Origin of the sequence: Paenibacillus sp. SAFN-117, from assembly GCF_051966115.1 — a bacterium.
Lineage (GTDB): Bacteria > Bacillota > Bacilli > Paenibacillales > NBRC-103111 > Paenibacillus_L > Paenibacillus_L residui.
Genome location: NZ_JBQCLK010000021.1, coordinates 37331 through 61309, shown reverse-complemented (window position 1 = coordinate 61309; position 23979 = coordinate 37331). Strand labels below are relative to the sequence as shown.

The following is a 23979-nucleotide window of genomic DNA, read 5'->3' as shown; positions in this document are numbered from 1 at the left end:
TTCCGTTAGGATTAAAATGCTGCCAAAATCAATGAAATAAGGTCGCTGACTTCCGCTACTGTCACCAGAGCCTGGGGCATGTCCGAATCCCGATTGAACTTGCTGACGAAGCTTATTCGAAGAGGACTTTTAGCGGAAGATTCAGACGCCGATTTCTTACCCCACAAAGTGAAGAGCCGCTTCGAAAACGAAATCCGACTACTTTGCGGGGACCCCAGTGAACTTTCATGCCGCGCGGACGAACCCCCGGGGTTCGCTCCCAAGGCTCCGAAAAACAAATAACCGATCCAAAAGGATCGGTTATTTGTCTATGGAGCCTAGGGGGATCGAACCCCTGACCTCATCGCTGCCAGCGATGCGCTCTCCCAGCTGAGCTAAGGCCCCTCATGGCTACCTTTATCATTATATCCGGGAGCATACGGAAATGCAAGTCCGAACATTAAAGTTCTAAAATTCTAACAATTTCATTATTTCATTCATCTTTTAATGAGCTTCCGATTTTTAATGTTCGGCATATAACCCGGCGGCAATTGGGGATAATTTAAGAATACCCGTTTGCTTAATTCGATGATAATGGAACCTTCGGAAGGAGAGGGCATAATGGTTTTTTACATTTCGTTAATCCTTATCGGTTTGTTCGTATTATGGGGAGTGTTTTACCCGGAGCATCTTTCGGCTACAGCCAACGCAACATTCGAGTTTACTATAAGCACCTTCGGCTGGTTCTATTTATTGGTTACGCTAGGTTTTCTTATCTTTAGCTTATATATCGCCTTCAGTAAATACGGAACGATTCGGTTGGGGGATGACGACGATGAGCCGGAATACTCGAATATCAGCTGGTTTGCCATGTTGTTTAGCGCCGGAATGGGGATCGGCCTTGTCTTCTGGGGAGTAGCCGAACCACTTTCCCATTACCTGGTCCCTCCGGAAGGGGCGCTGGGGGGGACGGCCCAAGCCGCGCGGTTGGCCATGAGATATTCCTTCTTTCATTGGGGGCTTCATCCCTGGGCGATTTATTCCGTCATTTCACTAGCTCTGGCTTATTTCAAATTTCGTAAAGGCTACAGAGGGCTTATCAGCGCGACCTTTACTCCATTATTGGGAGATAGAGTGAATGGACCGATCGGCAAAGGAATCGATATCCTGGCCATACTGGCCACGGTATTCGGAGTGGCTACCTCCCTGGGACTCGGTACGCTGCAGATTGGAGGCGGCCTAAATCACTTGTTCCATATACCTAATGTGGTATGGACGCAAATCATCATTATAGCAGCGGTTACAGTTCTTTACTTGATTTCCGCGACTGCCGGTCTGGATAAGGGGATCAAAACGATAAGCAACATCAATTTGCTCATAGCCGTAGGCTTGATGCTGTTTGTGCTAATGACGGGCCCCACTTCGTTCATATTTGATACGTTTACCTCCACGCTCGGAGGATATTTGCAAAATGTCGTTCAGATGAGTTTAAGGCTGTCGCCTTTCACCGAAAGCACATGGATCGGCACATGGACCTTGTTTTATTGGTCGTGGTGGATTGCATGGGCTCCCTTCGTCGGAATGTTCATTGCCAGAGTGTCCAAAGGCAGAACCATACGAGAATTTATTCTTGGGGTATTAATCATTCCCAGTGCATTCGGCTTTGTCTGGTTTTCCGTATTTGGCGCCACTGGCCTTAAGCTGGAAATCTTCGACGGGGCTAATCTGGCCGAAGCCGTGCAGCGGGATGTGACGAGCGCATTGTTTATTATGCTGGAGCAGCTTCCTCTGGGGACAATAATAGCCGGTTTGGCGACAATATTAATCATTACGTTTTTTGTTACATCGGCCGATTCCGCCACCTTCGTTCTCGGGATGTTATCCAGCAAGGGGGCATTGAACCCTTCCGCCAAGGTTAAGCTGATATGGGGGGTTCTGCAATCGACCATTGCCGTCGTACTGCTCCTTAGCGGAGGGCTGAACGGTCTTCAGACGGCTTCCATTGTGGCAGCCCTTCCCTTTGCCTTGATTATGGTTTTTATGTGCTTTTCTATCCAAAAGGCGCTGAACGACGACTATAAGCAAATCCGCAAAAAAGAAAAGGAACGATTGAAAAAGCTGGAAGCTCTCCTTCTTAGGGAGCCCTAAGGTACGCTCCTAATACCCATAGGTTGCCTTTATGCCCGGGGTGGAGCTTCTGCGCTTCCCTCCGAAACGGATGAATATTGTCGAGGCGGCCTCGCTGGGCTTCTGCTCAACGCAGCACTTTTGTGAAAGAGGCCCCACCTGTGATATGATGTTCAGCAGTACGCCCCCCAGTTAGTACAGCTCATTCTTATAGGGATTCACGGTCCAAAATGAAATCAGCCCAATGTACCAAGACTCCAAAGAGGGTATTCCATATCCAAGGGAGACTTATTATAATTTATTTTTAAACCCCTATTGCATACCTTAGGGGGGTATGGTAATATGAATGTGTAACAAGGAGGGATTGCTCATGGATCACTTGATGGATGACTTAATGGACGACACTCATGCCTGTGCTTCCGGAGATGAAAGGAAGAGTCATCATTCTGATAAAATCAAATCCAATCTGATTACCCGGCTGAACCGGATTGAAGGGCAAATCCGCGGAATTAAAGGGATGATTGAGAGAGATACTTATTGTGATGATGTACTTAACCAGATTGCCGCTATTCAGTCCGCATTGAATGGTGTAGGGAAGATGCTGTTGGAAGGGCATATGAGAAGCTGTGTGGTAGAAAGAATTCAAGAAGGCGATCATGATGTGATCGACGAGTTGTTAAAGACCGTCAATAAGCTTATGAAATAAATTACACGAATAAGGAGAGGTTTGTTATGAAATCCATCGTTCTGAAAGTGGAAGGAATGTCCTGCAATCATTGCGTTAATTCGATAGAAGGTGCATTGAAGAAGATTGGTGCTGCCGGTAAAGTCGATTTGGAGGGGAAGACCGTCGCGGTTGAATTTGACGAGTCCAAACTGACGGAAGATGCGATTAGAAGCGCCATTGAAGATCAAGGGTACGATGTAGCCTAACGTCGCTGGTTAGTACAACCCCGGGAGAGTATGTCAGCCCGAGGGACGATGACATCAGCGATAGCTTAACTAATCCTGGCTTCGAGTGAACAGTACGACGAAAGATTAATCTCAGAACATTGGGGAATTCTATAAATAACCTGTATGCTCCGTTCAGGAGCTTTTCTTCCCTCAATTATATACCCTACTGGGGTATGGTGTTTACTTACCTAGAGAGGTGTTTCCGATGGATGCCAAAGAAGCAGTAAAATCAACTAAAAATACGACCTACCAAATAACGGGGATGACCTGTGCAGCATGTGCTAATCGAATCGAAAAAGGATTGGCCAACATGGACGGAGTCGAGTCGGCCAACGTCAATTTTGCCCTGGAAAAAGCAACGGTAGTGTATCATCCGGATAAAGTCGATTCCGAGCAGTTGGAGCATAAGATACAGCAATTGGGTTACGACACCGTAAAGCAATCCGTTGAGCTGCAAATCTCCGGAATGACTTGTGCCGCCTGCGCGTCCCGAATTGAAAAGGGGCTGAACAAGCTGCCGGGCGTCACCAAAGCGACGGTTAATTTCGCTTTGGAAACGGCGCATGTCGATTATTCGGAAGATGAGGTAAAGCTGGAAGATTTGCAGAGGAAGGTCGAAGACCTGGGCTATAAGGCTGTTTTGAAGGAAGAAGCGGCCGGGACCGATCACAGGAAACAGGAAATCAAAATTCAGCTAACGAAATTGATTGTTTCGGCGATATTATCGCTGCCGCTGTTATGGTCGATGGTCAGTCATTTCCGGTTTACTTCGTTTATCTGGATTCCTGATTTATTTATGAATCCCTGGTTCCAGTTCGCTCTGGCAACCCCCGTTCAATTTATTATTGGATGGCAGTTTTATGTCGGAGCTTACAAGGCTCTGCGGAACAAAAGCGCGAATATGGATGTGCTTGTAGCACTCGGGACATCCGCGGCTTATTTCTACAGTCTCTATCTAACGACCAGATGGAGCGGCAATGCGCATCATTCGGTTGATCTGTATTATGAAACAAGTGCCGTCCTTATTACGCTAATTATTCTCGGTAAAGTGTTCGAAGCGTTGGCCAAGGGCCGGACCTCCGAAGCGATCAAGAAGCTGATGGGGCTTCAAGCCAAATCGGCTCGTGTGCTGCGCGATGGACAGGAGATGGATGTTCCTGTCGAACAAGTGGTTGTCGGAGATATCGTCCTTGTGAAACCGGGGGAGAAAATTCCGGTAGACGGCGAAGTGTTGGAAGGACAATCAGCCGTCGACGAATCGATGCTGACCGGAGAGAGCATACCGGTAGAGAAGCATGCCGGAGACCGGGTCATCGGAGCGACCTTGAACAAAAATGGTTCTCTTCGCTTCCGGGCAACCCAGGTAGGGAAAGAGACGGCGTTGGCACAAATTATTAAAGTCGTGGAGGAAGCCCAAGGCTCGAAGGCTCCTATTCAAAGAGTGGCTGACCGTATTTCGGGAATATTTGTCCCGATTGTCGTTGGCATTGCTCTTGTCGCTTTTCTCTTATGGTACTTTATCATCGATCCGGGACAGTTTGCCGGTGCGCTGGAGAAAGCGATCGCTGTACTCGTTATCGCTTGTCCTTGTGCTCTCGGGCTGGCGACCCCTACCTCGATTATGGCCGGGTCCGGCCGGGCGGCGGAAGCCGGAATTCTGTTCAAGGGAGGAGAGCATCTGGAATCCGTTCACCGGATTACAACCGTTGTTCTCGATAAGACAGGGACCGTCACCAAAGGCAAGCCGGAGCTGACGGATGTGTTACCGGCTTCGGGTGTGGAGCGTACACGGTTCCTTCAATGGCTCGGAGCGGCCGAGAGATTGTCGGAGCATCCCTTGGCGGAAGCCATCGTGGCGGGAATTTCCGAGCAAGGGATAGCGATGCCGGAGGCACAGCAGTTCGAAGCGGTTCCCGGATACGGGATCCGTGCCAAGGTCGAAGATCGAGACCTTCTGGTCGGGACTGTGAAACTGATGGATCGGTTCGGCATATCCATTCCTTCCGAAGCGATAGAGGAGAAGGAAAGAATGGAGAACACCGGCAAGACAGTCATGCTTGCAGCCGCAGATGGACGTTATGCGGGCATGGTGGCAGTGGCCGATACGCTCAAGGAGACCTCGCGGGAGGCTGTAGCGCGGCTGCGGGAGATGGGGCTCACCGTCATTATGCTCACAGGCGATAACGAGAGAACGGCTCAAGCGATTGCCAAGCAGGCAGGGATAGACCGCGTCCTGGCCGAAGTGCTGCCTGAGGAGAAAGCAGAGCAGGTGAAGAAGCTTCAAGCAGCCGGGGAGAAAGTCGCTATGGTCGGGGATGGCATCAACGATGCTCCGGCATTGGCGACAGCGGATATCGGCATGGCTATCGGGACCGGAACGGATGTCGCTATGGAAGCTGCGGACGTAACGTTAATGAGAGGCGATCTGAGGAGCATACCAGACGCCATCTATATGAGCCGCAAAACGATGAATAATATCAAGCAGAATCTGTTCTGGGCATTGGCCTACAATTCACTCGGCATCCCGATTGCGGCAGCGGGTTTCCTCGCGCCATGGGTAGCCGGAGCCGCCATGGCACTTAGCTCGGTATCCGTAGTATTAAATGCTTTAAGATTGCAGAGGGTAAAGCTGTAACCAAACTCGGGAATAAAATAATCAAAATCTTTTAAGCCGGTCTCCATATAGGGGATCGGCTTTTTTTCCAACTTATGCTACTATGTAATGGAAATCTGATGCAGGGGGGATAAGTATGTTGAAAATCGGAATGGCCAGCTTCTGGCATGTGCATGCCGAGGATTATGCCCGCCAGGTAGAAAACCATCCTCATACGCAAATAGCTGCTGTCTGGGACGAAAATCCAAAGAGGGGCCAAGCGGCAGCGAATGCCAAGGGAGTCCGGTTTTACGAACGTTATGAAGACATGCTGGCACAAGTGGATGCGGTTGTTGTGGATGCGCCTACGACCATGCACAAAGAGGTAATTGTTGCCGCTGCTGAAGCCGGCAAACATATTTTTACCGAGAAAGTCATTGCCCCGACCTGGCAGGAAGTGAAAGCCATTCTGGAAGCGGTCCGGGCTAACGACGTGAGGCTGATGGTTTCTCTGCCGAGGTTATATTTCGGATATACCTTGGCTGTCCGCGAGTTGGCGGCACAGGGGCTGTTCGGCCAAGTGACGCTGGTCCGTTCCCGCTTATCCCACAACGGTGCTATTCCTACGAATCAATCCGCGACAGGCTGGCTTCCCGCCCATTTCTACAGCAAAGAGGAGTGCGGGGGAGGAGCCATGATCGATTTAGGCTGCCACCCGATGTATTTGACCCGTCTGCTGCTAGGAATGCCGGAGACCGTCGGCGCCACCTACGGGTACATAACCGGAAGGGAAGTGGAGGATAATGCCGTCAGTGTCCTGCAGTGCGGCAACGGAGCCATCGGGATCGTCGAAGCGGGCTTTGTTAACCGCTTCTCCCCGTTCGCTCTGGAGGTTCACGGAACCGAAGGCAGTTTGCTTTATTCTTCCCATGACGGGAAAATGATGTTTCGCAGCAGCGTTAAGGGGGAAGACTACGCTAAGGAATGGCAAATCCGCGAATCGATCCCTCAGGATGCCCCGACGGCATTCGATCAATGGATTGAGCATATCCACAAGGGAACCGATGCGGAGGAGAATATTCAACTGGCCGTTGATCTAACCAAGCTGATGGAGGCGTCGAACCGGTCTGTACAGGAAGGTAGGCCGATTGCAATCCGCGATTTGAATTGACAAGGGTTTTATAGCACGGTCAAATATTCGTGAGAACTTGGCCAGGCAACCTGCATTCGTTAACTCCCCCCGAAGCGGCCAAACCATTCAGACCCAAATTCGGGCCGTTTCAGGGGGAGGTCCCTTATCGATGTTGTTAGGGAAAGTCATCTATGCATAAACGGGCCAGAACGAAGGAAACAAGAAGCAGCGTAACCGTCCCTGGTCGAATTTTCAACACACTATGTTATGAAAGGAGCGCTACCGATGAATCCGGCAGCCAAATGGATGATTATTGGCGGTATAATCCTGATTGTATTGGGCTTGCTTTGGCAAGTCGGGGGGCGTTATTTGAATCTGGGCAGGCTTCCTGGAGATATCGTCGTGGAGAAAGAAAACTTCAAATTTTATTTTCCGGTTGTCACCTGTCTGCTAATAAGCGCGGCGGGCTCTCTCATTCTGTATCTGATCCGCATGTTTAACAAATAAAGATCGCTTCCCGTTCAAATAAAAAAAACGGATTGCCCGTACTTCAGTCGGACAATCCGGGTCTGCATTCCGTCCCTTCCTCGCTTCTCGTATAGGCGATGAGATGAACATGCTCCCCCATCCGGCCCCGGATTTTGTCTTCCAGCTTTATCAAATCGTTCAGAAGCTCGTCATGCCCGTCGAAATCGGTAAGCATATATTCTTTATTGTTCTCTGTCATTGAATGGTTCAACTCCTTACGGAAGAATTGTTTTTTTCTTACAAAAGGATTGTTATTGGCACGATAAACTTCCTCTAATACCGTATTCTTCTTTTTTGCCACATTAGAAAGCTTAAGTTCATTAAAGCATTAAAATGGAACAAACTTTCTAATTGGCATAAAAAGCCACCTCTAATACCGGGTTATTCATCTTCGAAGAGGCTTCGTTAGGAGCTTTTTTTATTGTCGCCCCCGATTTCTTCAATTATTCTGATTGCCCGTAGAATTTTAACGGATGCGGATTCGGATTTCATTAAAGAAGTCCCCTTCATAGTCCTTGGGCATGCGCACCTGCAGCACTCCTTTTTTAAGGACGGCCTTGGCGGATTCCCCTATCACACTTTTGGGAAGGCGGACTACTCGGCTTTTGGCAGATAAGCCGTTGAGCTTTAATGAATTATGGCCGACGAATAGCTTTAGGTTACGCGGGTTAATATGGTCCGGTATTTTAATTTTGACGATAAGGTCGTCTTGGGATTCCACCAATTCATGCTCCAGTCCGTTTTGGCTTTTAATTTTTCCCGGTCCTTTCAGGATTTGCTTAACATAGTTCTCCACCCAAGAGGACTCTGCTTGCGCCCGTTGTTTTAAAGCTTCCGCCATGAATGGAAGAGGCCCCCCGAATAACTTCTCCAGCGACTTCCAGTCGAACGAACCGGAGTTTCTATCGCTCATTTCCGTATTCTCCTTTCTGTCCGTATATTGATTTCCTGAGCAAATCGTACACCAGGCAAACTTGGGTCTAGGCGGAGGAAGCTGATCACTGCAGCCTCATCATTCTTCTAATCAGTATACGGGCTTGATGCCCAAAAGGGCACTTAATGGTTAACGCCTAACGCTTTTTTTTCTGGGATAGATTGCCGGTTTAAGGTGTTCTCCTTCGGATTGCAGCGGCAAGGCAATTATATGAACCTCTGGGTATTTATCTACATACAATAGGTTATATGCAAATGACTTCTTCAGGGAACCGTTCCAATTGAGCCGAAAAGGAGGTCAAATCCGTGCCTTCCATCGTCGGAAACGTTAAAATACTAAGCGTTGACTCGGGAGGGATAGTCCAATTCGGTGATGCTGTCTTTCTGTCACCCGTCAGCACATCAAAAACATTTGCCGGTGCAGGCTCCTTCATAACGGGCGATCTTCCATTAACCAACAGCGGAATAAGCGCTACGAATACCAATGATCCTGATTTGGTCGATACGTCTTCGGCGAAGGCGGGATCGGGATGAATTTGACTGTTCATCAGAATATAACTATTCATACGATTCGAATCGGGGCGGTTACTAATTCTTCAGTCCTGCAAATAGGCAGTGCGGGAGTGATTAAGTCGCTGTCCAATCTGTACAACACCGGGGGATTTACCAAGCCCGCTCCGGAAGTGAGTGCGGTATCCTCCGTTTCTCTAGTCCCTCTGCCCGGGCCTTCATGACGGGGTAGGTTCGTTCAGAGGCATGGCCTGTTCCATGTACCGCATACATTAAATAAACGGGAGGTGTGCGGGATGTATAACGATCCTCGGCTCATGAGGTGGCTTCAGGATGTATATAATTTCTTGGCCCGGCAGCAGGAGAAAATGGAGCGCATGGAAGAGATGATTATCGAGATTCGTGAGGATATACGTGAATTTAAAAGCAACAAAATGACACATGTGGAGAGAATAGAGTACCATTTCGACCAACTGAAGGTAGAGACACTGGAAGGAACTTTGAACATAGGGTTAACTCCGAACGGCAAAGGCATTGAAGAATTAGCCGTTCCTTCCAACGGGGAGCCCGGAGGTGAGGAGGGAGAGGATGTCCCTTTTTTCCCCAAGCTTAAAGAGCAGTTGGACCGCTATATTGATATGGAGATTCCCAGAGAGGTCAGCAGCTTCGAAGCCCATTACGGCGTTCAAGTGCCGGATGAGGTACGATTTGCCATGATTGAGGACATACGTCGGCAGGTGGGGCCGAGAATAGTTGTTTACATCCAAAGGCTGCATAAGGATTCGTCGGATGACTCCGCCGTTGAGAAAGACATATTAGACAGGGTCAAGCGGGATATCCGGTTGGCCATTGAGCAATATTTTGAAAAACAGTATGGGAAGGGCAGTGAGGAAACATGAAGATGACTGTGGTTAATAAGGAAATCAAAGTAGGACAGATAAGGGTAATTGGTGTTACAACTTCTTCGGTTTTATTGGTGGGAGACACGGAGAGGATCAGTCTCGCTTCCGCATTCGATACTCCGCCCGAAGCTTTCGTCGTGGGGCCGTTCGTACCATTATCCGCTGCAAGGTAAAGTTTATGAAGCAGGCCCGAATTTCCTTGGTTGGTTTCTTCAAGGTTATTGAGATTAAACTGAGCTCCATTGTCCAGTTTGGGGATTCGCTCTGCTTGACGCCGGAAACGAAGGTTCTGGCAGTGCTGCGCAGCCAGTCCTCATATTACGGGGATGAAGGAGATTTCAATTACCCGATATTCACGAATCCTATCCCCGGCCCATCGCTCGATGAAGAGCTTGAGATGGAAATCATTAACGAATCCCCTTATATCAAGGTTGAATCGATCAAAATTATTGGAGTCTCAGCTTCCGGAATAGTACAGATAGGCTCTAACCAATGCATCGATGCCGAAAGCAGGATCAAGCATATTCGCCAAATGATCTGAGAAGACCTTCCTCTGCAGATGGGAACTGCCGCAGTAGAAGCAGTCGAAGCGGCCGCCGCCGGTACGGGCGCTGCAATCGGGAACGGACGAAAGGGGGGATAGCGGCACACCTGCTGCAATTTCTATAGCATTTTGTGCTTGCGCAAAGTACGGATCAGCTTCCAATAAGTATAGTCTTTCTGGGAATATAGACTGCGGACATCCTGCACCCATTCCGGAATTTCTTGGGTTACCGCGAGCTTCTGCATAGATTTGACCGTTCCTTTTAACTCATTCCGCTTTTTCTCCAAATCTTTGCGAATGGACAGAAGAGACTGTTTAAGCTCCAGTACTTCTTTTTTGGATAAAGGGCGGTTTTTCTTCTTCGGACTTCCATTTTCCACACTTTCACTCAAGGATGTTCATCTCCTTCAACGATATATTTCATTGTATGCGGCCTTCGCCCGCCTGGTATAGACGTAAGCCCAGATTTGAATATGTCCTAACGGGGTGATATCCTAATGCTAGATACAAGCTAGAGAAGAATAGACAAAGGAGCATTCGCCAATGAATTCGATTCTTAAATGGGACGGTCACACCCATACCGCATTCTGTCCTCATGGCACCTCGGCAGAGCTCGGACTTTATCTCGACCGGGCGGTTCAACTGGGATTTACCCGTTATACGGTCAGCGAACATTCTCCATTGCCGAAGCACTGGATGAAGAACGAGCAGCTGCAGCGGGAGCTGGCTATGGAAGCGAGCGAGCTGCCGGCATACTTTGATTATGTAAAAAATTACAAGAATCGCTATGAAGGAGTACTGGAAATTTGGACCGGAATGGAAATAGATTATTTGCCCGGCAAGCCCCAGTATTCTCTGGAATTGGCCGAACAATGCCATCATGAGGTGGAGGATTGGGTGGTCTCCCTCCATTTCCTGCCTGGCAAAGATGGAATGAGATGTATAGATTATACACCGCAGGACTTCGAGGAAGGATTAATCGCCTACTACGGCTCGATGGAGAAAGTAGTAGACGAATATTATAATGAGCTGGAGCAGGCAGTGGCCTTGGCGGCCAAACTTCCGGGCAGCCGCCGGTTGGGTCATGTCAATTTGATAGAGAAGTTCCATAAGGCGCTTCCTCCGATCGATCCGGATCAGATCCGGAAGCGGCTGGACGGGCTTCTTCCGAAGCTGGCCGAGGCAGGCGTGGGCATTGATGTCAATACTGCAGGCTTGAGAGTTCCGACCTGCGGCCAGCCGTACGTTCCCGGATGGTTTATCGGCAGATGTCTGGAAATGGGGATTCCGCTTGTTTTCGGATCGGATGCCCATCGTCCGGAGCATGTCGGCGAGGGATGGAATTACTATGAGGAATCCATTGCCTCCTTCCGATCGGCCCGACCTTAATGTTGACGGATAGTCGGAAGGGTTGGAAGCCGATAAATATAACTAGCGTTCTAAGTCAGTAAAGTGATCTTGGTAGATTTGCGCTTGTTCTTTTTACAAAGTGCCCGATATTGACCGCTTCCTTCCGGCCTTTCTTTCATGTATAATGTTTTTCGGATGGGTCCGTCTTTGATATAACGTCCGTTATTGAGGAGGGAATATCAGATGGAGGAGGGAGGTTGCAAAATGACCGTCACGAAGAAAGATATAGCGGATTATTTAGGTATTTCCAGAACAGCGGTGTCTTTGGTTCTCAATAATACGCCGAACAGCACTGTTTCAGAGGAAACGCGAAGGAGCATTCTGCAGGCCGCTAAAGAGCTCGGTTACCGGGACAGCGAAATTCACCCCAAAATATGCTATATTCTGTATAACCGCGAACCGGACGACCCCTTGTATATTCACGACCTTCGGGTGATCGAAAATGTAGCAAGCCAACATGGGTACAGGCTGATTTTCATGAATGTTCGCTCCAGTACGAATGATTTCAACATGCTTTCCAAGTATCTTGGAAACAAGGAGGTTTCCGGAATCGTTCTGACCGGAGATATAGATGACGACATTTTGGATATCATGGAGGATGCGGCAGTTCCTTATGTTGTTTATAGCGGTGTGTCCTCGAATAGAACCGACGTGAATGTCATTGTTACGGACGTGGTCAAAATTGCATATGAGGCAACGAAATATTTGACGGATCTGGGGCATGTCCGAATTGCCTTGTTCAGCGGCAGCCTGGATACGTTGGTTCATCAGCAGACGTTGGCCGGCTACCGCAAAGCGCTGGAGGAGGCCGGAATACCCTATGATATCTCGTTAGTCCAGGCCAGTAAGGAAGAGGATGGATACGAGCTGGCCTCTAGAATGGAAATACTGGAAATTGACTACTCCGCCGCTTTTTGCGTTAACACCGTCATTCAATTCGGAGCGCTGCAGAAGCTTAAGGACCTTGGATTTCAGGTTCCCAGGAAGATCAGCCTCGTCGGCTGGGGATATTCGGAGCTTGTCAAGATGAGTGTTCCGAATTTAACTACGTTATATATCGGTCCGGAAGAGAAGGAAATTGTTGTGAAACGGCTGATTGAAATTATCAATGAAGGGGATAAGGATCGCCGTACCATTTATTTGAAGGATACGGTCATCCACGAGGGCGGGACAGCCGCTTTATACCGTTCGGGAAGTTGAGTTAAATGTTATTTATAAGGCAGGAATAGCGAAGGGCGGAAACGCCCTTTTTTGTTTGCATCGGCAAGCACATAACAAATGTTATTTTATTATTGACGATAAATATAACGCGTGTTAATATGATATGGAAACGATTACTCATTCCTTTTTTAGTAAGAATTGACAAGGGGGAAGGTTTATGCAAGGTAAATGGGGGAAAGCGGCATCTGTCCTTATGGCGGGAGTAGTAGCTGCCAGTTTGACGGCATGCGGCAAAGAAGAGAAGCCGGCGGCAAGTCCGAATGCAAGCCCGGGCCCGAGTTCGGAGCCTTCTGAAAGCGCTGCACCGAAAACAGTTTCGCTGGATTGGCTTACTTATCAGTACGGTCCGGTGGACAACGATGCGCCGATTAAGAAGTTCGTGGAAGACAAATTTAATGTCAAGCTTAACATTTGGTATATGGACGTCACCCAAAGGGAGCAGCTTCTCGGCACGAAGCTGGCTTCTGGCGAAATTCCGGATTTTATGACCGTTTATTCGGGGGCGGATTTGCAGAAGTTCTATACCCAAGGGGTAACGGTAGGCTACACGGAAGAAGAGCTTAACCAGTATATGCCCAATTATAAGAAGCTGGTGGACTCTTACGATCCGAAAATTTGGGATTACGTGAAATATGACGGGAAATATATAGGAATCCCGAGCATTAACAGCGACGGTGTATACAGTCTGGCCACAGCCTGGAGGCAGGATTGGCTTGAGAAGGTAGGCATTACGAAAGTGCCGGAGACGCTTGAGGAGTACAAGGAAGCCTTGGTGAAATTCCGTAACGATGATCCGGACGGCAACAATAAGAAGGATACTTACGGGATGTCCAATTCCGGAATGACGAATGTTTACGGCGCTTACGGAGTCTACCCGGAATTCTGGACGATTCGCGACGGACAGATCGTCTGGAGCGGAATTCTTCCCGAAACGAAGAAGGCATTGGAAACGCTGAGAGAGTGGAAGCAGGAGGATTTGATCAGCCCGGAATGGGTTATCGGAGAGAATACCGGAGGCTATTGGGCGATCTCCCATGACTTTGTCAACGGCAAAATCGGAGTATCCTCCCACGGTTCTTATTATCACTGGTCTCCAGCCGATCCGGAAACGAATTTCCTGGGCGGCGATAACACCAAGATGCTGGCGGAAGTGACCAAAGGTGAAGGCAAGATTGCCTACGGCAAACCTCCGGTAGGGCCGGACGGCAAATTCGGAAACATAACGCCTGGTCTGGTCGGAGGTACTTATATGGCGTTCGGTAAAGATGCCGCAGATGATGAGACGAGACATCGGATTATGCAAATTTGGGATACAGTTTACGGAGATTTTGACACCTTCGTGAAAGTGAAATATGGCGATAAAGGTGTACACCATGACAATGGTCCGGACGGACATACGATCGTTATGAAGGAAGGCTTCAAGACCAATGAGGAAATGGCGAAGATCGGAGCGCATATTACATTCTCTCCTTTTGCCCAGCCTGAGTTCTCGAAGAAGCTGCAGGATCCGAAACGGGTCGGAGCCAACGATAAGTACTTCAAGTTCGAGGGAGCCGGCTATGAGAACGCAGTGAAGTCCCCGCTTCCGTCCGACAGCAAATATTCCAAAAACCTGATCAAGCTTCAGCAGGATACGTTCACCGCGATCATTAATGGAGAGAAGCCGTTGGAGGAATTCGATAAATTCGTCGAGGAGTGGAAGAGCTCTGGAGGAGACCAGTTGACCAAAGAAGCTAACGAATGGTATCAGTCCTTGAAATAATCCAGATTCATAAAAGCGGCCAGCAGGTGGTTCTTTGGCCGCTTTTTCCGTTAGGAGTGAGGGTATGAACGGGAAAATAACAACATCAAGCACGCTTCCTTCTCCAAACATGAGACCGGGAAGAATGAGAACGTGGCTTAAATCCTATTGGAAGCATAAATATTTGTTAATTATGCTGCTGCCATGTTTGCTGTATTTTATTATATTCAAGTATTTGCCGATGTACGGAATCATTCTGGCGTTTAAAGAATACCGGTTCATTGACGGGGTGTTCGGCAGCCCCTGGAACGGAATTCAAAATTTTGTCGATCTGTTTACAGGCAGGGATTTTCCGAAGGCTTTCCGCAACACGATCATCATCAGCTTCTACAAGCTGGTGTTCGGATTTCCGGCTCCCATCATTTTGGCGATTCTGCTTAACGAGCTGAGAGTCATTTTGTTTAAAAAATTCGTCCAAACCTTAAGCTACCTGCCCCACTTCTTATCCTGGGTCGTCCTGGCAGGGATTTTCATGGAAATTTTCTCGCCTACGCGTGGAGTCGTCAACTATATCATCACCTCGCTGGGAGGAGACGCCATCTTCTTCTTCGGTGACAAGAACTGGTTCCGGACACTACTCGTCAGCACCGAAGTCTGGAAAGGTGTCGGATGGGGCTCCATCATCTATCTGGCTGCGCTGTCGGGAATCGATCCTTCCCTGTACGAGGCGGCTATTGTAGACGGAGCCAACCGGTGGAAGCAGATGATCCATATCACTCTGCCCTCCTTGATCCCGGTCATTACGATCATGTTTATCTTTGCCGTCGGAGGCATTATCAATGACGATTTCGACCAGGTGTTCAACTTCTATAATCCGGCTGTATATGAGGTGGGAGACGTGTTAAGCACCTATACCTACCGAATCGGGATCACCGAGATGCAGTACGGGCTGGCGACGGCCTCCGGATTGTTCATCAACGTCATCGCCTTCGTGCTGATTATTATAACGAACACGATCGTCAAGCGATTCAGCGACTACGGCATCTGGTGAGGAGTGATTAAACGATGTCCATGACTATAGGTAAGAAATCGTTCGGGGAGAAAGCGTTCGACACCTTTAACGTCGTCTTTCTGACTTTGTTTGCTTTCACGGCCGTTTACCCCTTTATCGATGTACTGGTGGTTTCCTTCAGCACACCGGCTGCGGCGAACGTTTACGGCTTGAAGCTGTGGCCCAGAGAATTCTCGGCGGAGGCGTATAAAGCCGTCTTCGACAACCGGATGATTTGGGTCGGATACTATAACACCGTTTATCGGACGGTGCTCGGAACATTCCTGAACGTTATTTTCACCGTTCTGTGCGCCTATCCGTTATCGAAGAAATATTTGCCCAACCGCAATCTGTTCACCATGATGATTGTTTTCACCATGTTTTTCAGCGGCGGCCTGATCCCCAACTACTTGCTCGTCAAGGAGCTGGGATTGCTGGACAACCGGATGGCGCTCATTCTTCCGGGACTGATCGCGGCTTTCTCGATGATCATTGTCCGGAATTACTTCATGTCGCTACCCGAAGAAATAGAAGAGTCGGCGAAGATGGACGGAGCGAACGACTTCCGCGTCTTGTTCTCGATCGTGCTTCCGGTCTCCAAGCCTATCATTGCTACGATTGCGCTGTGGTATGCGGTCGCACACTGGAACGCCTGGTTCGACTCTCTCTTGTATATTTCGAATCCGGAGAAGACGGTGCTCGGGAATGTGCTGCGCAAAATTGTCATTGAAGGCTCGGCGCAGTTTCAGCAGTTCGAATCCTACGATCCGACGAGGGAAAATGCGGTGACGCCGGACATTATCAAGGCGGCAACGATTATGGTCGCCACGATTCCGATTATTTGCGTATACCCGTTTGTACAGAAATATTTTGTTAAAGGCATCATGATCGGTTCTCTGAAAGGATAGAAAGGGAGTGAAACGATGACAACCGTCCGGCCGAAGCACGGATTTTATTTTACGGTTCAGGATGTAGAGCAGGCGAAGCGCAATCTGGACTCCCATGCCTGGGCGCGGGAAGCTTATCAAGCCTGGAAAAGAAGGTGCGACTCGTTCCTGGAGCTCGACGACCAATTAATCTATGACTGTGTCCTGAGCATGCAGGACCAGACTTTTGCTTATGGAATTGCCGGCTGTCCCGATTGTGGACAGTCCTTTCCCATGAATCTGGAGGAGCAGCGGCCCATGTTCTCCGACATTAGACAGTTTCCCCGCAAGTTGCTGACCTGTCCCCACTGCCGGATGACCTTCCCTAATGACAGGTATCCGGATACTGGTCACGGGTTCGAAAAGAACGGCAAAGGATATTATCCGGTAGGCATGTGGAATTTCTTTATCGCGGGCGATTGGTTCGGCGGAGTCCGAGATCACGAAGGAATGGTTACGAAGCTTACTTATTTATACATGCTGACGGGAGAAGAGCGATATGCGCATAAAGCGCTTGTACTGCTCGATGCTTTCTCCGCGATACTGCCCGGCACGATCGGGCCGCGGGATTTCACCCCGTTCGGCAGTGATTTTGAAATCGGCCGGCTGCATATGCTGACAAGCATCGTGCATCGGATCAAAGTATGCATCGCCCACGATTACGATTGGCTGTACCGGCTGCCCGAGCTGGACAGCCCTTCTCCCGCCTTGAGCCGATTGGGCAGAACGGGGACGATGCGCGCCTGCATCGAAACGATGCTGAATGATTACATGCTGACCGAGCCGGGAGGACCGGTCTACGATCTGAGCGGCGGCAATCTTACGAACCTGCAGAATCATGAATCCGACGGAGTGAGGGCTATGCTGGCCGTCGGGCTAGTACTGGATAATGAGGATTATTTGCGGTGGGGAGTGCAGGCGGTCGAAGCTTACTTCTATAACGCGATTGGCCGGGACGGAATGTATTATGAAGGCTCCTATGGGTACAGCCTGTTTACCGGCTCGGTTTTTCTGGATGTAGCCCTGCTGGCCATGAGAGCATCCGGCGAGGAGCAGCTTAAACAATTTCATCCGTTTGACTGCAGCCGGTTCTTCCAATTTTCCGTTCGCAACCATCTCGATGTGTTATGCCAGGGACATCTTCCCTGCTTTGGGGACTGGGGCAGAGATACCCGTCAAAGCACAGAGCCGGACCGCAAGCTTCTGGTCGATACTTACCGGGCGGCGTCGTTCTTTAACCAGTTTTCCCCGGACCCGGACATGAAGAGGGAAGCGATGGAATGCATGGAGAAGCTGTACGCTGCGGCGGTTCCGGAGTTCGGCGGCCGGGGGATTGATTTATTCTTTGCCCATCCGCCGAGTCCCCGGACAGACGGGTTAGAACGGACGAGAGGGAATACAGTCAAGGGCCAGTTCGGCTTGGCGATTGCCAGGGATGCCAACGATACGACCTTATTGATGAGAGTAGGGCAAAACAACACCCACGCGCACGACGATGTCCTCGGCCTTAATTTTTATGCCCACGGCAAAGAAATTTCGGCCGATATAGGCTATGGCATTTATGGAACGAACGGCCATTTCGGTTGGGGGACGAAAGCGATCGCCCATAACACCGTTGTCGTCAATCGGGACCGAGAGTTAAAGCGGGGGCAACTGTACAAGCCGTTCGCCGGCGGGGAATGCTCTGTTATTTACGAGGACGGTTACTTGTCCGCGATTGAAGGCCAGGCTCCGGCATTGTATGATATCGATGCTTACCAGAGAATGGCCGCTGCCGTTCCGATCAGCGATCAGGCTTCGTACATAGCCGATTTTTTCTATGTTCAAGGCGCGGAAATGTGTGACTACGCTTTCCATGCCTTTCACGAGGACAGTGAATTAGCAGTAGACGGGGTACGGCAGGCAGCGGAGCACTGGACTCTGGCCGGGGTGTATGCGGAGGAGAAGCCGTATTTCGATTATCCGGACAAGAGCTTCGGGGAGCGGCTGTCGACGGGCGAGACATTCACCCATGCGCTGGACGGGGAGAAGCTGCAGGCCTGGACTCCCGAACCGAATAACGGCTATGGGTACATCTATGCCGTTCGGGAGCATGCAGCCGAGGGGCGGACTGTAAGCGCCACATGGACCTCCAGCCAAGGCGGCGTGCTGAACTGGCACGGGATTTGCGGGCCGCAGGACCGGATATTGAGCGGACAATGTCCGAGCTTAGAAGGAACGGTCCAGCATCCCGTGCTCATCATCCGCAGCGAGGAGCGGGCCAAGCAGTATGCAGCCGTTTATCAGGCTATCAGCGCGGATGAGGCCGGGCCGAAAGTGACCGGATTGGAGCCGCTGAAGGCGTACGGTAAGCTCGTTACCGCCTTCCGTGTGAAGCTGGACAACGGCTTGGAGGATTACTGGGCATACAGTCCGCAGGATCAGATGATCAAGGTTGAAACTCCCTACGGCGAATGGCGGATCGAAGGCCGCTGCGCCTGGATGCGGTTGGACGAAGAGGGCCGGATGACCGCCCAGTCGCTCATTCGGGCCGATCATGCGGAATTCCGGGAGGCCACCGGGCAAGCGGAAGCGCGGAAGTGGCTGCCGGTGGAGCAAGTGGACATTCATGCGGATACCATCTGGGTGAAGGCCGATCAGCCGCGGGAGCTTCCTCAATATGTGAAGATCCGTTCCGGTGCAGGTCCCGCTTCCATATATCCTGTACGCTCCATGCATCAGGATGCAGGGCTGCTGAAAATTACGTTGAAGGATTCGGTCATTTTGTCCAAAGGGATTGTCCGGCAGATCGTGGATGGAGGAATCGATACGGTTTATCCTCTGCCGCTCGGGTTCGACCTTTCCTCCGAAGGTGTGACTCCTTTCCGGGGCAAAGCGATGAAAGGCTATTCCGGAGGAGAGGCAATCATTACCGGAGTGGATCATTTGAAGCGATTGCGAGTAGACATCGTGAAGCCTCTTCATTTGGAGGAAAAATTCGACATTGTCGACGTACAAATTGGAGATTTTATTCAATTTATCTGAGAAATCGCTCCCGAAATGATGAAAATTGGTTGAATCCTGCCAACGTTTGGGCTAAATTAAGAGAAGATAGATTATGATGGGAGAGGATTTGTGATGGAGAAAATGAAAATTGGCGTCATCGGTGCCGGGTCCATTTCGGGAGTGCACTTGGAGGCATACCACAACAATCCGGAAGTGGAAATTTATGCGATTTGTGATTTGAACGAGGAAAGAGCCAAGGCGAAGGCCGAGAAATACGGCGCATCGAAAGTATTCACCGATTATAACGAGCTTCTGGCCCTGCCGGAAATCGAAGCGGTCAGCGTCTGCACCTGGAATAATTCCCATGCTCCCATCAGCATCGCGGCTTTGAACGCCGGCAAGAATGTGCTTGTCGAGAAGCCTCTTTGCAAAACAGTTGAGGAAGCTCTGCAGGTAGAAGAAGCGGTCAAGCGCAGCGGTAAAGTGCTGCAAGTAGGTTTCGTCAGACGCTATGGAAGCAACACGAAGGTGCTGAAGGAATTTATCGACAACGGCGACCTTGGAGAAATTTATTATGCCAAGGCTTCCTGTCTGCGCCGATTGGGGAATCCCGGAGGCTGGTTCGCGGACAAGGAGCGTTCCGGCGGCGGTCCTCTGATCGACATCGGTGTCCATGTTATTGATCTGGCTTGGTATCTGATGGGCAGACCGAAGGTGCAGTCGATCACCGGAAATGCTTATAACAAGCTTGGAAATCGTAACAATGTGAAAAATTTGAGCTTCTACCGTGCTGCGGACTACGATGCGGACAAGAATACCGTCGAGGATGCGGCCAACGCCTTGATCCGTTTCGAGAATGGGGCTTCCCTGATGGTCGATGTCAGCTTTACGCTGCATGCGAAGAAGGACGAATTGACCGTGAAGCTCTACGGGACCAAAGGCGGAGCCGAAGTGGAGCCGGAGCTGACGATCGTTACCGAGAAGTACGATACGATTTTGAATGTGTCTCCTCAGGTCGATCATCCGACATTCGATTTTGCCGGGGGCTTCCAGAACGAGATCAACCACTTCATCGACGCTTGCAAAGGGCGCAAAGAAACGCTCAGCCCGGTACAAGACGGCGTCGAGATGATGAAAATTCTCTGCGGGATTTATGAATCCAGCGAGCAGGGCAAAGAAATCCGATTCTAATATTGAATTTCAAGGACTTATACAGCATACTTCATCCGTCGGCCTGTGGCCGGCGGATTTTTATTACCCCATGAAGGGGAAAATTATACTACATTTTCGATTGGCTTTATTATACAGAACCCTTTTCTTGCTCTTAGTTAGTTAAATCAGAGATGCTGCATCACCTCAACGGTACCTCTTCAACGCACTCGTTAGCTTCTCGTCAGCACCTCGCTAGAGCTTCGTCAGTCCCTCGTTAACTCCTCGTTAGCATCTCTCCAGCACATCGACAGTCCCACGTTAGTACCTCGTTAGTTCCTTGACAGACCGCCCCCCTTCTTAGGTTATCTAGCCGACCCCCTGTTCCTATGCATCTCTTTGCCAAGATATTGGACTGTTATCCCCTTGTCTCAGAAAGGAACAATGTTTCAAATTATTCTGCTGGTTCTCATCCATTTTCTACCCGGAAGCTACTATGAGAAAGGGAAAGAGACGAAGGGAGGTGAGAGGCATGAATCCCCGGTTTAAAGGAACTGAGCAAATGGGATAACAGTCAAAAGAAGGTGAAAGGCACGAAATCACCGATTATAAAGAAACTGAGTAAATGGGATAGCAGTCAAAAGAAGGTGAAAGGCGCGAAATCTCCGGTTTAAAGAAACTGAGTGAAGGGGATAGCAGTCAAAAGGAGGGGGAAGGTACGAATCTCCGATTAAAAGAAACTGAGTGAAGGGGAAAGCAATCAAAAGAGGAAAGAGGTATAAAGCCTCCTTGAAAGACACTGAGTGAAAAGGGGTAACGACCAAAGCAAGCTTGATTGTTAACAAAGTCAAGCCGCGATGTACGGACAGACTTCAAGGACTCGCAAAAATGCAGGTCTTTTTGGGGATTTTGTGTAAAATCAGCAAATGACGAGCAAATGTGCAGGTCTTTTTAGTGATTTGGCCGATTTTCGGGATTTTCTTGAGAAAGACCTGCAGAATTGTTGGTCTTTCCGGGCTTTTAGCTAAATTCCGGAAAAAGACCTGCAGAATTGTTGGCCTTTCCGGGTTTAAACGGTTTCCTGGAGAAAGACCTGCAATTTCTCGTCTTTGCTGTTGTAGGCCATGCCTTCTTTGACGTACAAAAAAGGCGGTGACACATACTACGGGCTAACTATCCGCCAGCCATCCTACGGCCAACAACACGAATGAAACACCGGAAGCGCGGGCCATGGCGGCCGGCCGAAACACAACTGTGCGAACCGGGGCGGGGGACTCTGTATAAGCATTTAAGACCGGCACCCGAACGGGCCGGCCTGTTTTTCGCCTAACGAGATTAGGAACGGGATGCGTTTGTCGTATGGGTCTCGGCAAATTCCGAATATTTCCTTTCCTTCGACTCCCAATAGCCAATTCCGAACAGGACGGCGATGATCGGAAAAACAACGAGCCGAATGATCGCGAATTGCCAGAACAGATCGTGCATGGAAATAAGTTCCAAGAGTGTAAGGATGACAGCCGTGGAAAGACCGAAGCCCAGTATGCAATAATTAACCAGAAATTTGGACTTTCCCATTTGCCGTTTCTTTTTCCACTGAAGAGCTTGACGTTCGTTCATAACGGGACCCCTTTCTATCTCCTACCTATTTATTGTAACCCGCCGGCAATTTCTAGGCAATTCTACTTTGCAACAACTTTGTGCCAAAATCGTTAGTTGTTGATATACTTATAATTAACTAACACGATCGGCACCTATGGACAAATATGGGGAGAAGGGTGAAATTCCATTATGAGGATCGTTCAGACGAAACATGCGGTAGTTCAAGAGGAACTGCTGGCCCCTTTTGGCTTTAAAGGAGGTTACATAGATGAACTGTGGCAGTCCGTTGTCCTGCTGGCCAATGAAACGGGGGAGATTGGAGCAGGAACCGGCGTGCAAAGCGTGCTGTGGTCGGATGCCGATGTCTTTACCCGGCTGGGCGGGCAGAAGGGCAACGAAATCATGGCCCGAATGACGACGGCAGCACTGGATGCAGCCCGGGGTAAGGAATTCAGCGATCCCTTTGCCCTTCTGGAGCATGTTCTGCCGCAGGTTTATGAATATGGTCGGGGGCATAGCCACCCGGATCTTCGCTTGACCTTTGCTCTCAATTCGTTGGTTCCCGTTGATTTTGCCTCGTGGCAATTATTTGCCCGGCAGAGCGGGATATCCTCGTTCGATCAGCTCATCCCGGAGGAGTACCGTGCTCCTTTGTCCAGCAGACATTCCGCGCTGGCCAGTACTCCTCTGATTCCTTATGGCATGCCGGAGGAAGAAATCATCCGTTTGCTGGAGGAAGGCTATTTCGTGTTGAAAATCAAGCTGGGAGCGGATCCGAAGCAGAATGGCGACCGAAGCGAGATGCTCGAGTGGGACAAACAGAGACTGGAAACCGTCCATAGGTTGGCCGGCGAGAGGTCAAGCGAATTTACGGAGAGCGGGAGGATCGTCTACTATTTGGATGCGAACGGGCGCTATGATCATAAAGATCGGCTTCTCTCATTATTGGAGCATGCCGACCGCATTGGAGCGTTGGAGCGGATCGTTCTGCTGGAAGAGCCCTTCCCGGAGAACGATGAGACGGAGGTAGCGGATCTCCCCGTTCGCATTGCGGCGGATGAGAGCGTGCACAACGAAGAGGACGCGCTGGCCAGAATAGAGCTTGGCTACGGAGCTATTGCTTTGAAACCGGTAGCCAAAACATTGAGCGTCAGCCTGAAAATGGCCAAGCTGGCGCATGAACGGGGCATTCCTTGCTTCTGCGCGGATTTGACGGCAAATCCGTGGATGGTCGATTGGAATAAGAATGTGGCTGCCCGGCTGAAGCCCATTCCGGGACTTAAGACGGGCCTGCTGGAGTCCAACGGTCACCAGAATTACCGGAGGTGGGAGGAGATGCGCCGGCATCACCCTCACGGTCAAGCCGAGTGGACCGAATCCACCCGGGGAATCTTCCGGTTGACTGAGGCTTTCTACTCGGTGAACGGAGGGATACTCGACCGCAGCGAAGCCTATGAGCAGATCGCCACAGAAGGAGACCGGCGCGGGTAGGGGATAGCCGGGATACGGCAGTATTTATTCATGACGAACTTTATGTCCGGAACCTTAAACGTACTTCTATGAAAGAAACAGCCCGATTTTCCTTCGCTGGACGGGTTCATATAAGGGATTGTTGAAAAATGATAAAATCTCCTTTTGGGTGAGGCAGAGTTTCTTTGATATAATAAAATAGTTGTGAAAGAAATAGCTATCGGT

Annotated in this window: 23 protein-coding genes and 1 tRNA gene; 19 read left to right on the top strand and 5 right to left on the bottom strand. The window is 49.8% G+C overall.

What is annotated here, in order from left to right; translation table 11 throughout:
* Positions 1–311: 311 nt before the first annotated feature.
* Positions 312–384 (bottom strand) — tRNA-Ala (locus tag ACTHRH_RS14895).
* Between the two features lie 216 nt (positions 385–600).
* On the opposite strand from ACTHRH_RS14895, the gene ACTHRH_RS14890 reads away from it, so the two are divergent.
* From ACTHRH_RS14890 to ACTHRH_RS14865, 6 genes are all read left to right on the top strand, one after another.
* Entirely contained in the window at positions 601–2127 is a 1527-nt protein-coding gene (locus ACTHRH_RS14890; RefSeq protein ID WP_440416295.1) for a glycine betaine uptake BCCT transporter, read from the top strand.
* Between the two features lie 373 nt (positions 2128–2500).
* Positions 2501–2812 (top strand): metal-sensitive transcriptional regulator, encoded by a 312-nt coding sequence (locus ACTHRH_RS14885; protein WP_144932248.1) that lies wholly within the window; start codon positions 2501–2503, stop codon positions 2810–2812.
* A 26-nt stretch (positions 2813–2838) separates the two neighbouring features.
* On the top strand, positions 2839–3039 hold the full coding sequence (locus ACTHRH_RS14880; RefSeq protein ID WP_144932096.1) for a copper ion binding protein: 201 nt from the start codon (positions 2839–2841) through the stop codon (positions 3037–3039).
* A gap of 226 nt (positions 3040–3265) precedes the next feature.
* Complete coding sequence (locus tag ACTHRH_RS14875; RefSeq protein ID WP_440416293.1) at positions 3266–5695, top strand: heavy metal translocating P-type ATPase; 2430 nt, start codon at positions 3266–3268, stop codon at positions 5693–5695.
* A gap of 115 nt (positions 5696–5810) precedes the next feature.
* Positions 5811–6824 (top strand): Gfo/Idh/MocA family protein, encoded by a 1014-nt coding sequence (locus ACTHRH_RS14870; RefSeq protein ID WP_440416291.1) that lies wholly within the window; start codon positions 5811–5813, stop codon positions 6822–6824.
* A 246-nt stretch (positions 6825–7070) separates the two neighbouring features.
* Positions 7071–7292: a DUF2905 domain-containing protein gene (locus ACTHRH_RS14865; RefSeq protein ID WP_379288639.1), complete on the top strand. Its 222-nt coding sequence runs from the start codon at positions 7071–7073 to the stop codon at positions 7290–7292.
* A 43-nt stretch (positions 7293–7335) separates the two neighbouring features.
* On the opposite strand, the gene ACTHRH_RS14860 is transcribed toward ACTHRH_RS14865, so the two are convergent.
* Both ACTHRH_RS14860 and ACTHRH_RS14855 read right to left on the bottom strand, forming a co-directional pair.
* Positions 7336–7512: a hypothetical protein gene (locus ACTHRH_RS14860; protein WP_379288636.1), complete on the bottom strand. Its 177-nt coding sequence runs from the start codon at positions 7510–7512 to the stop codon at positions 7336–7338.
* A 267-nt stretch (positions 7513–7779) separates the two neighbouring features.
* Positions 7780–8226: an Hsp20/alpha crystallin family protein gene (locus ACTHRH_RS14855; protein ID WP_440416288.1), complete on the bottom strand. Its 447-nt coding sequence runs from the start codon at positions 8224–8226 to the stop codon at positions 7780–7782.
* Between the two features lie 326 nt (positions 8227–8552).
* Here ACTHRH_RS14855 and ACTHRH_RS14850 point away from each other — a divergent pair, with 326 nt between their 5' ends.
* The 5 genes from ACTHRH_RS14850 (at position 8553) to ACTHRH_RS14830 (ending at position 10199) form a co-directional block, all read left to right on the top strand.
* The gene (locus ACTHRH_RS14850) at positions 8553–8780 is read left to right on the top strand and encodes a spore germination protein (protein ID WP_144932086.1); all 228 of its coding nucleotides are present in this window, start codon (positions 8553–8555) and stop codon (positions 8778–8780) included.
* The gene (locus tag ACTHRH_RS14845) at positions 8777–8980 is read left to right on the top strand and encodes a spore germination protein GerPB (protein WP_144932084.1); all 204 of its coding nucleotides are present in this window, start codon (positions 8777–8779) and stop codon (positions 8978–8980) included. Before ACTHRH_RS14850 ends, ACTHRH_RS14845 begins: the two co-directional genes overlap by 4 nt.
* 72 nt (positions 8981–9052) lie before the next feature.
* Positions 9053–9655, top strand: coding sequence for a spore germination protein GerPC (gerPC, locus tag ACTHRH_RS14840; RefSeq protein ID WP_440416285.1), 603 nt, complete (start codon positions 9053–9055; stop codon positions 9653–9655).
* The gene (locus tag ACTHRH_RS14835) at positions 9652–9831 is read left to right on the top strand and encodes a spore gernimation protein GerPD (RefSeq protein ID WP_144932080.1); all 180 of its coding nucleotides are present in this window, start codon (positions 9652–9654) and stop codon (positions 9829–9831) included. The genes gerPC and ACTHRH_RS14835 overlap by 4 nt, the downstream gene beginning before the upstream one ends.
* A 5-nt stretch (positions 9832–9836) precedes the next feature.
* Positions 9837–10199, top strand: coding sequence for a spore germination protein GerPE (locus ACTHRH_RS14830; RefSeq protein WP_440416283.1), 363 nt, complete (start codon positions 9837–9839; stop codon positions 10197–10199).
* Positions 10200–10321: 122 nt separating this feature from the next.
* Here the strand turns inward: ACTHRH_RS14830 and ACTHRH_RS14825 are convergent, their stop codons facing one another.
* Positions 10322–10594: a hypothetical protein gene (locus ACTHRH_RS14825; RefSeq protein WP_150959546.1), complete on the bottom strand. Its 273-nt coding sequence runs from the start codon at positions 10592–10594 to the stop codon at positions 10322–10324.
* Between the two features lie 151 nt (positions 10595–10745).
* On the opposite strand from ACTHRH_RS14825, the gene hisJ reads away from it, so the two are divergent.
* The 7 genes from hisJ to ACTHRH_RS14790 all read left to right on the top strand — a co-directional run bounded on the left by hisJ (position 10746) and on the right by ACTHRH_RS14790 (position 20727).
* Entirely contained in the window at positions 10746–11591 is an 846-nt protein-coding gene (gene hisJ / locus ACTHRH_RS14820; protein WP_440416281.1) for a histidinol-phosphatase HisJ, read from the top strand.
* Positions 11592–11795: 204 nt separating this feature from the next.
* Positions 11796–12812, top strand: a complete 1017-nt coding sequence (locus ACTHRH_RS14815; protein WP_440416279.1) for a LacI family DNA-binding transcriptional regulator — start codon at positions 11796–11798, stop codon at positions 12810–12812.
* Between the two features lie 178 nt (positions 12813–12990).
* Positions 12991–14595, top strand: a complete 1605-nt coding sequence (locus ACTHRH_RS14810; RefSeq protein ID WP_440416277.1) for an ABC transporter substrate-binding protein — start codon at positions 12991–12993, stop codon at positions 14593–14595.
* Positions 14596–14719: 124 nt separating this feature from the next.
* Positions 14720–15625 (top strand): ABC transporter permease, encoded by a 906-nt coding sequence (locus tag ACTHRH_RS14805; RefSeq protein WP_260981920.1) that lies wholly within the window; start codon positions 14720–14722, stop codon positions 15623–15625.
* Positions 15626–15639: 14 nt separating this feature from the next.
* A complete protein-coding gene (locus ACTHRH_RS14800; RefSeq protein ID WP_144932070.1) occupies positions 15640–16533 on the top strand; it encodes a carbohydrate ABC transporter permease in 894 nt (297 codons plus the stop codon).
* A gap of 15 nt (positions 16534–16548) precedes the next feature.
* Positions 16549–19575, top strand: coding sequence for a heparinase II/III domain-containing protein (locus tag ACTHRH_RS14795; RefSeq protein ID WP_440416275.1), 3027 nt, complete (start codon positions 16549–16551; stop codon positions 19573–19575).
* A gap of 93 nt (positions 19576–19668) precedes the next feature.
* Positions 19669–20727 (top strand): Gfo/Idh/MocA family protein, encoded by a 1059-nt coding sequence (locus tag ACTHRH_RS14790; protein WP_144932066.1) that lies wholly within the window; start codon positions 19669–19671, stop codon positions 20725–20727.
* A 1293-nt stretch (positions 20728–22020) separates the two neighbouring features.
* On the opposite strand, the gene ACTHRH_RS14785 is transcribed toward ACTHRH_RS14790, so the two are convergent.
* The gene (locus tag ACTHRH_RS14785) at positions 22021–22302 is read right to left on the bottom strand and encodes a hypothetical protein (RefSeq protein ID WP_144932064.1); all 282 of its coding nucleotides are present in this window, start codon (positions 22300–22302) and stop codon (positions 22021–22023) included.
* Positions 22303–22473: 171 nt separating this feature from the next.
* Between ACTHRH_RS14785 and ACTHRH_RS14780 the strand changes: the two genes are divergently transcribed.
* Positions 22474–23775: an enolase C-terminal domain-like protein gene (locus ACTHRH_RS14780; RefSeq protein WP_440416272.1), complete on the top strand. Its 1302-nt coding sequence runs from the start codon at positions 22474–22476 to the stop codon at positions 23773–23775.
* Positions 23776–23979 lie beyond the last annotated feature (204 nt).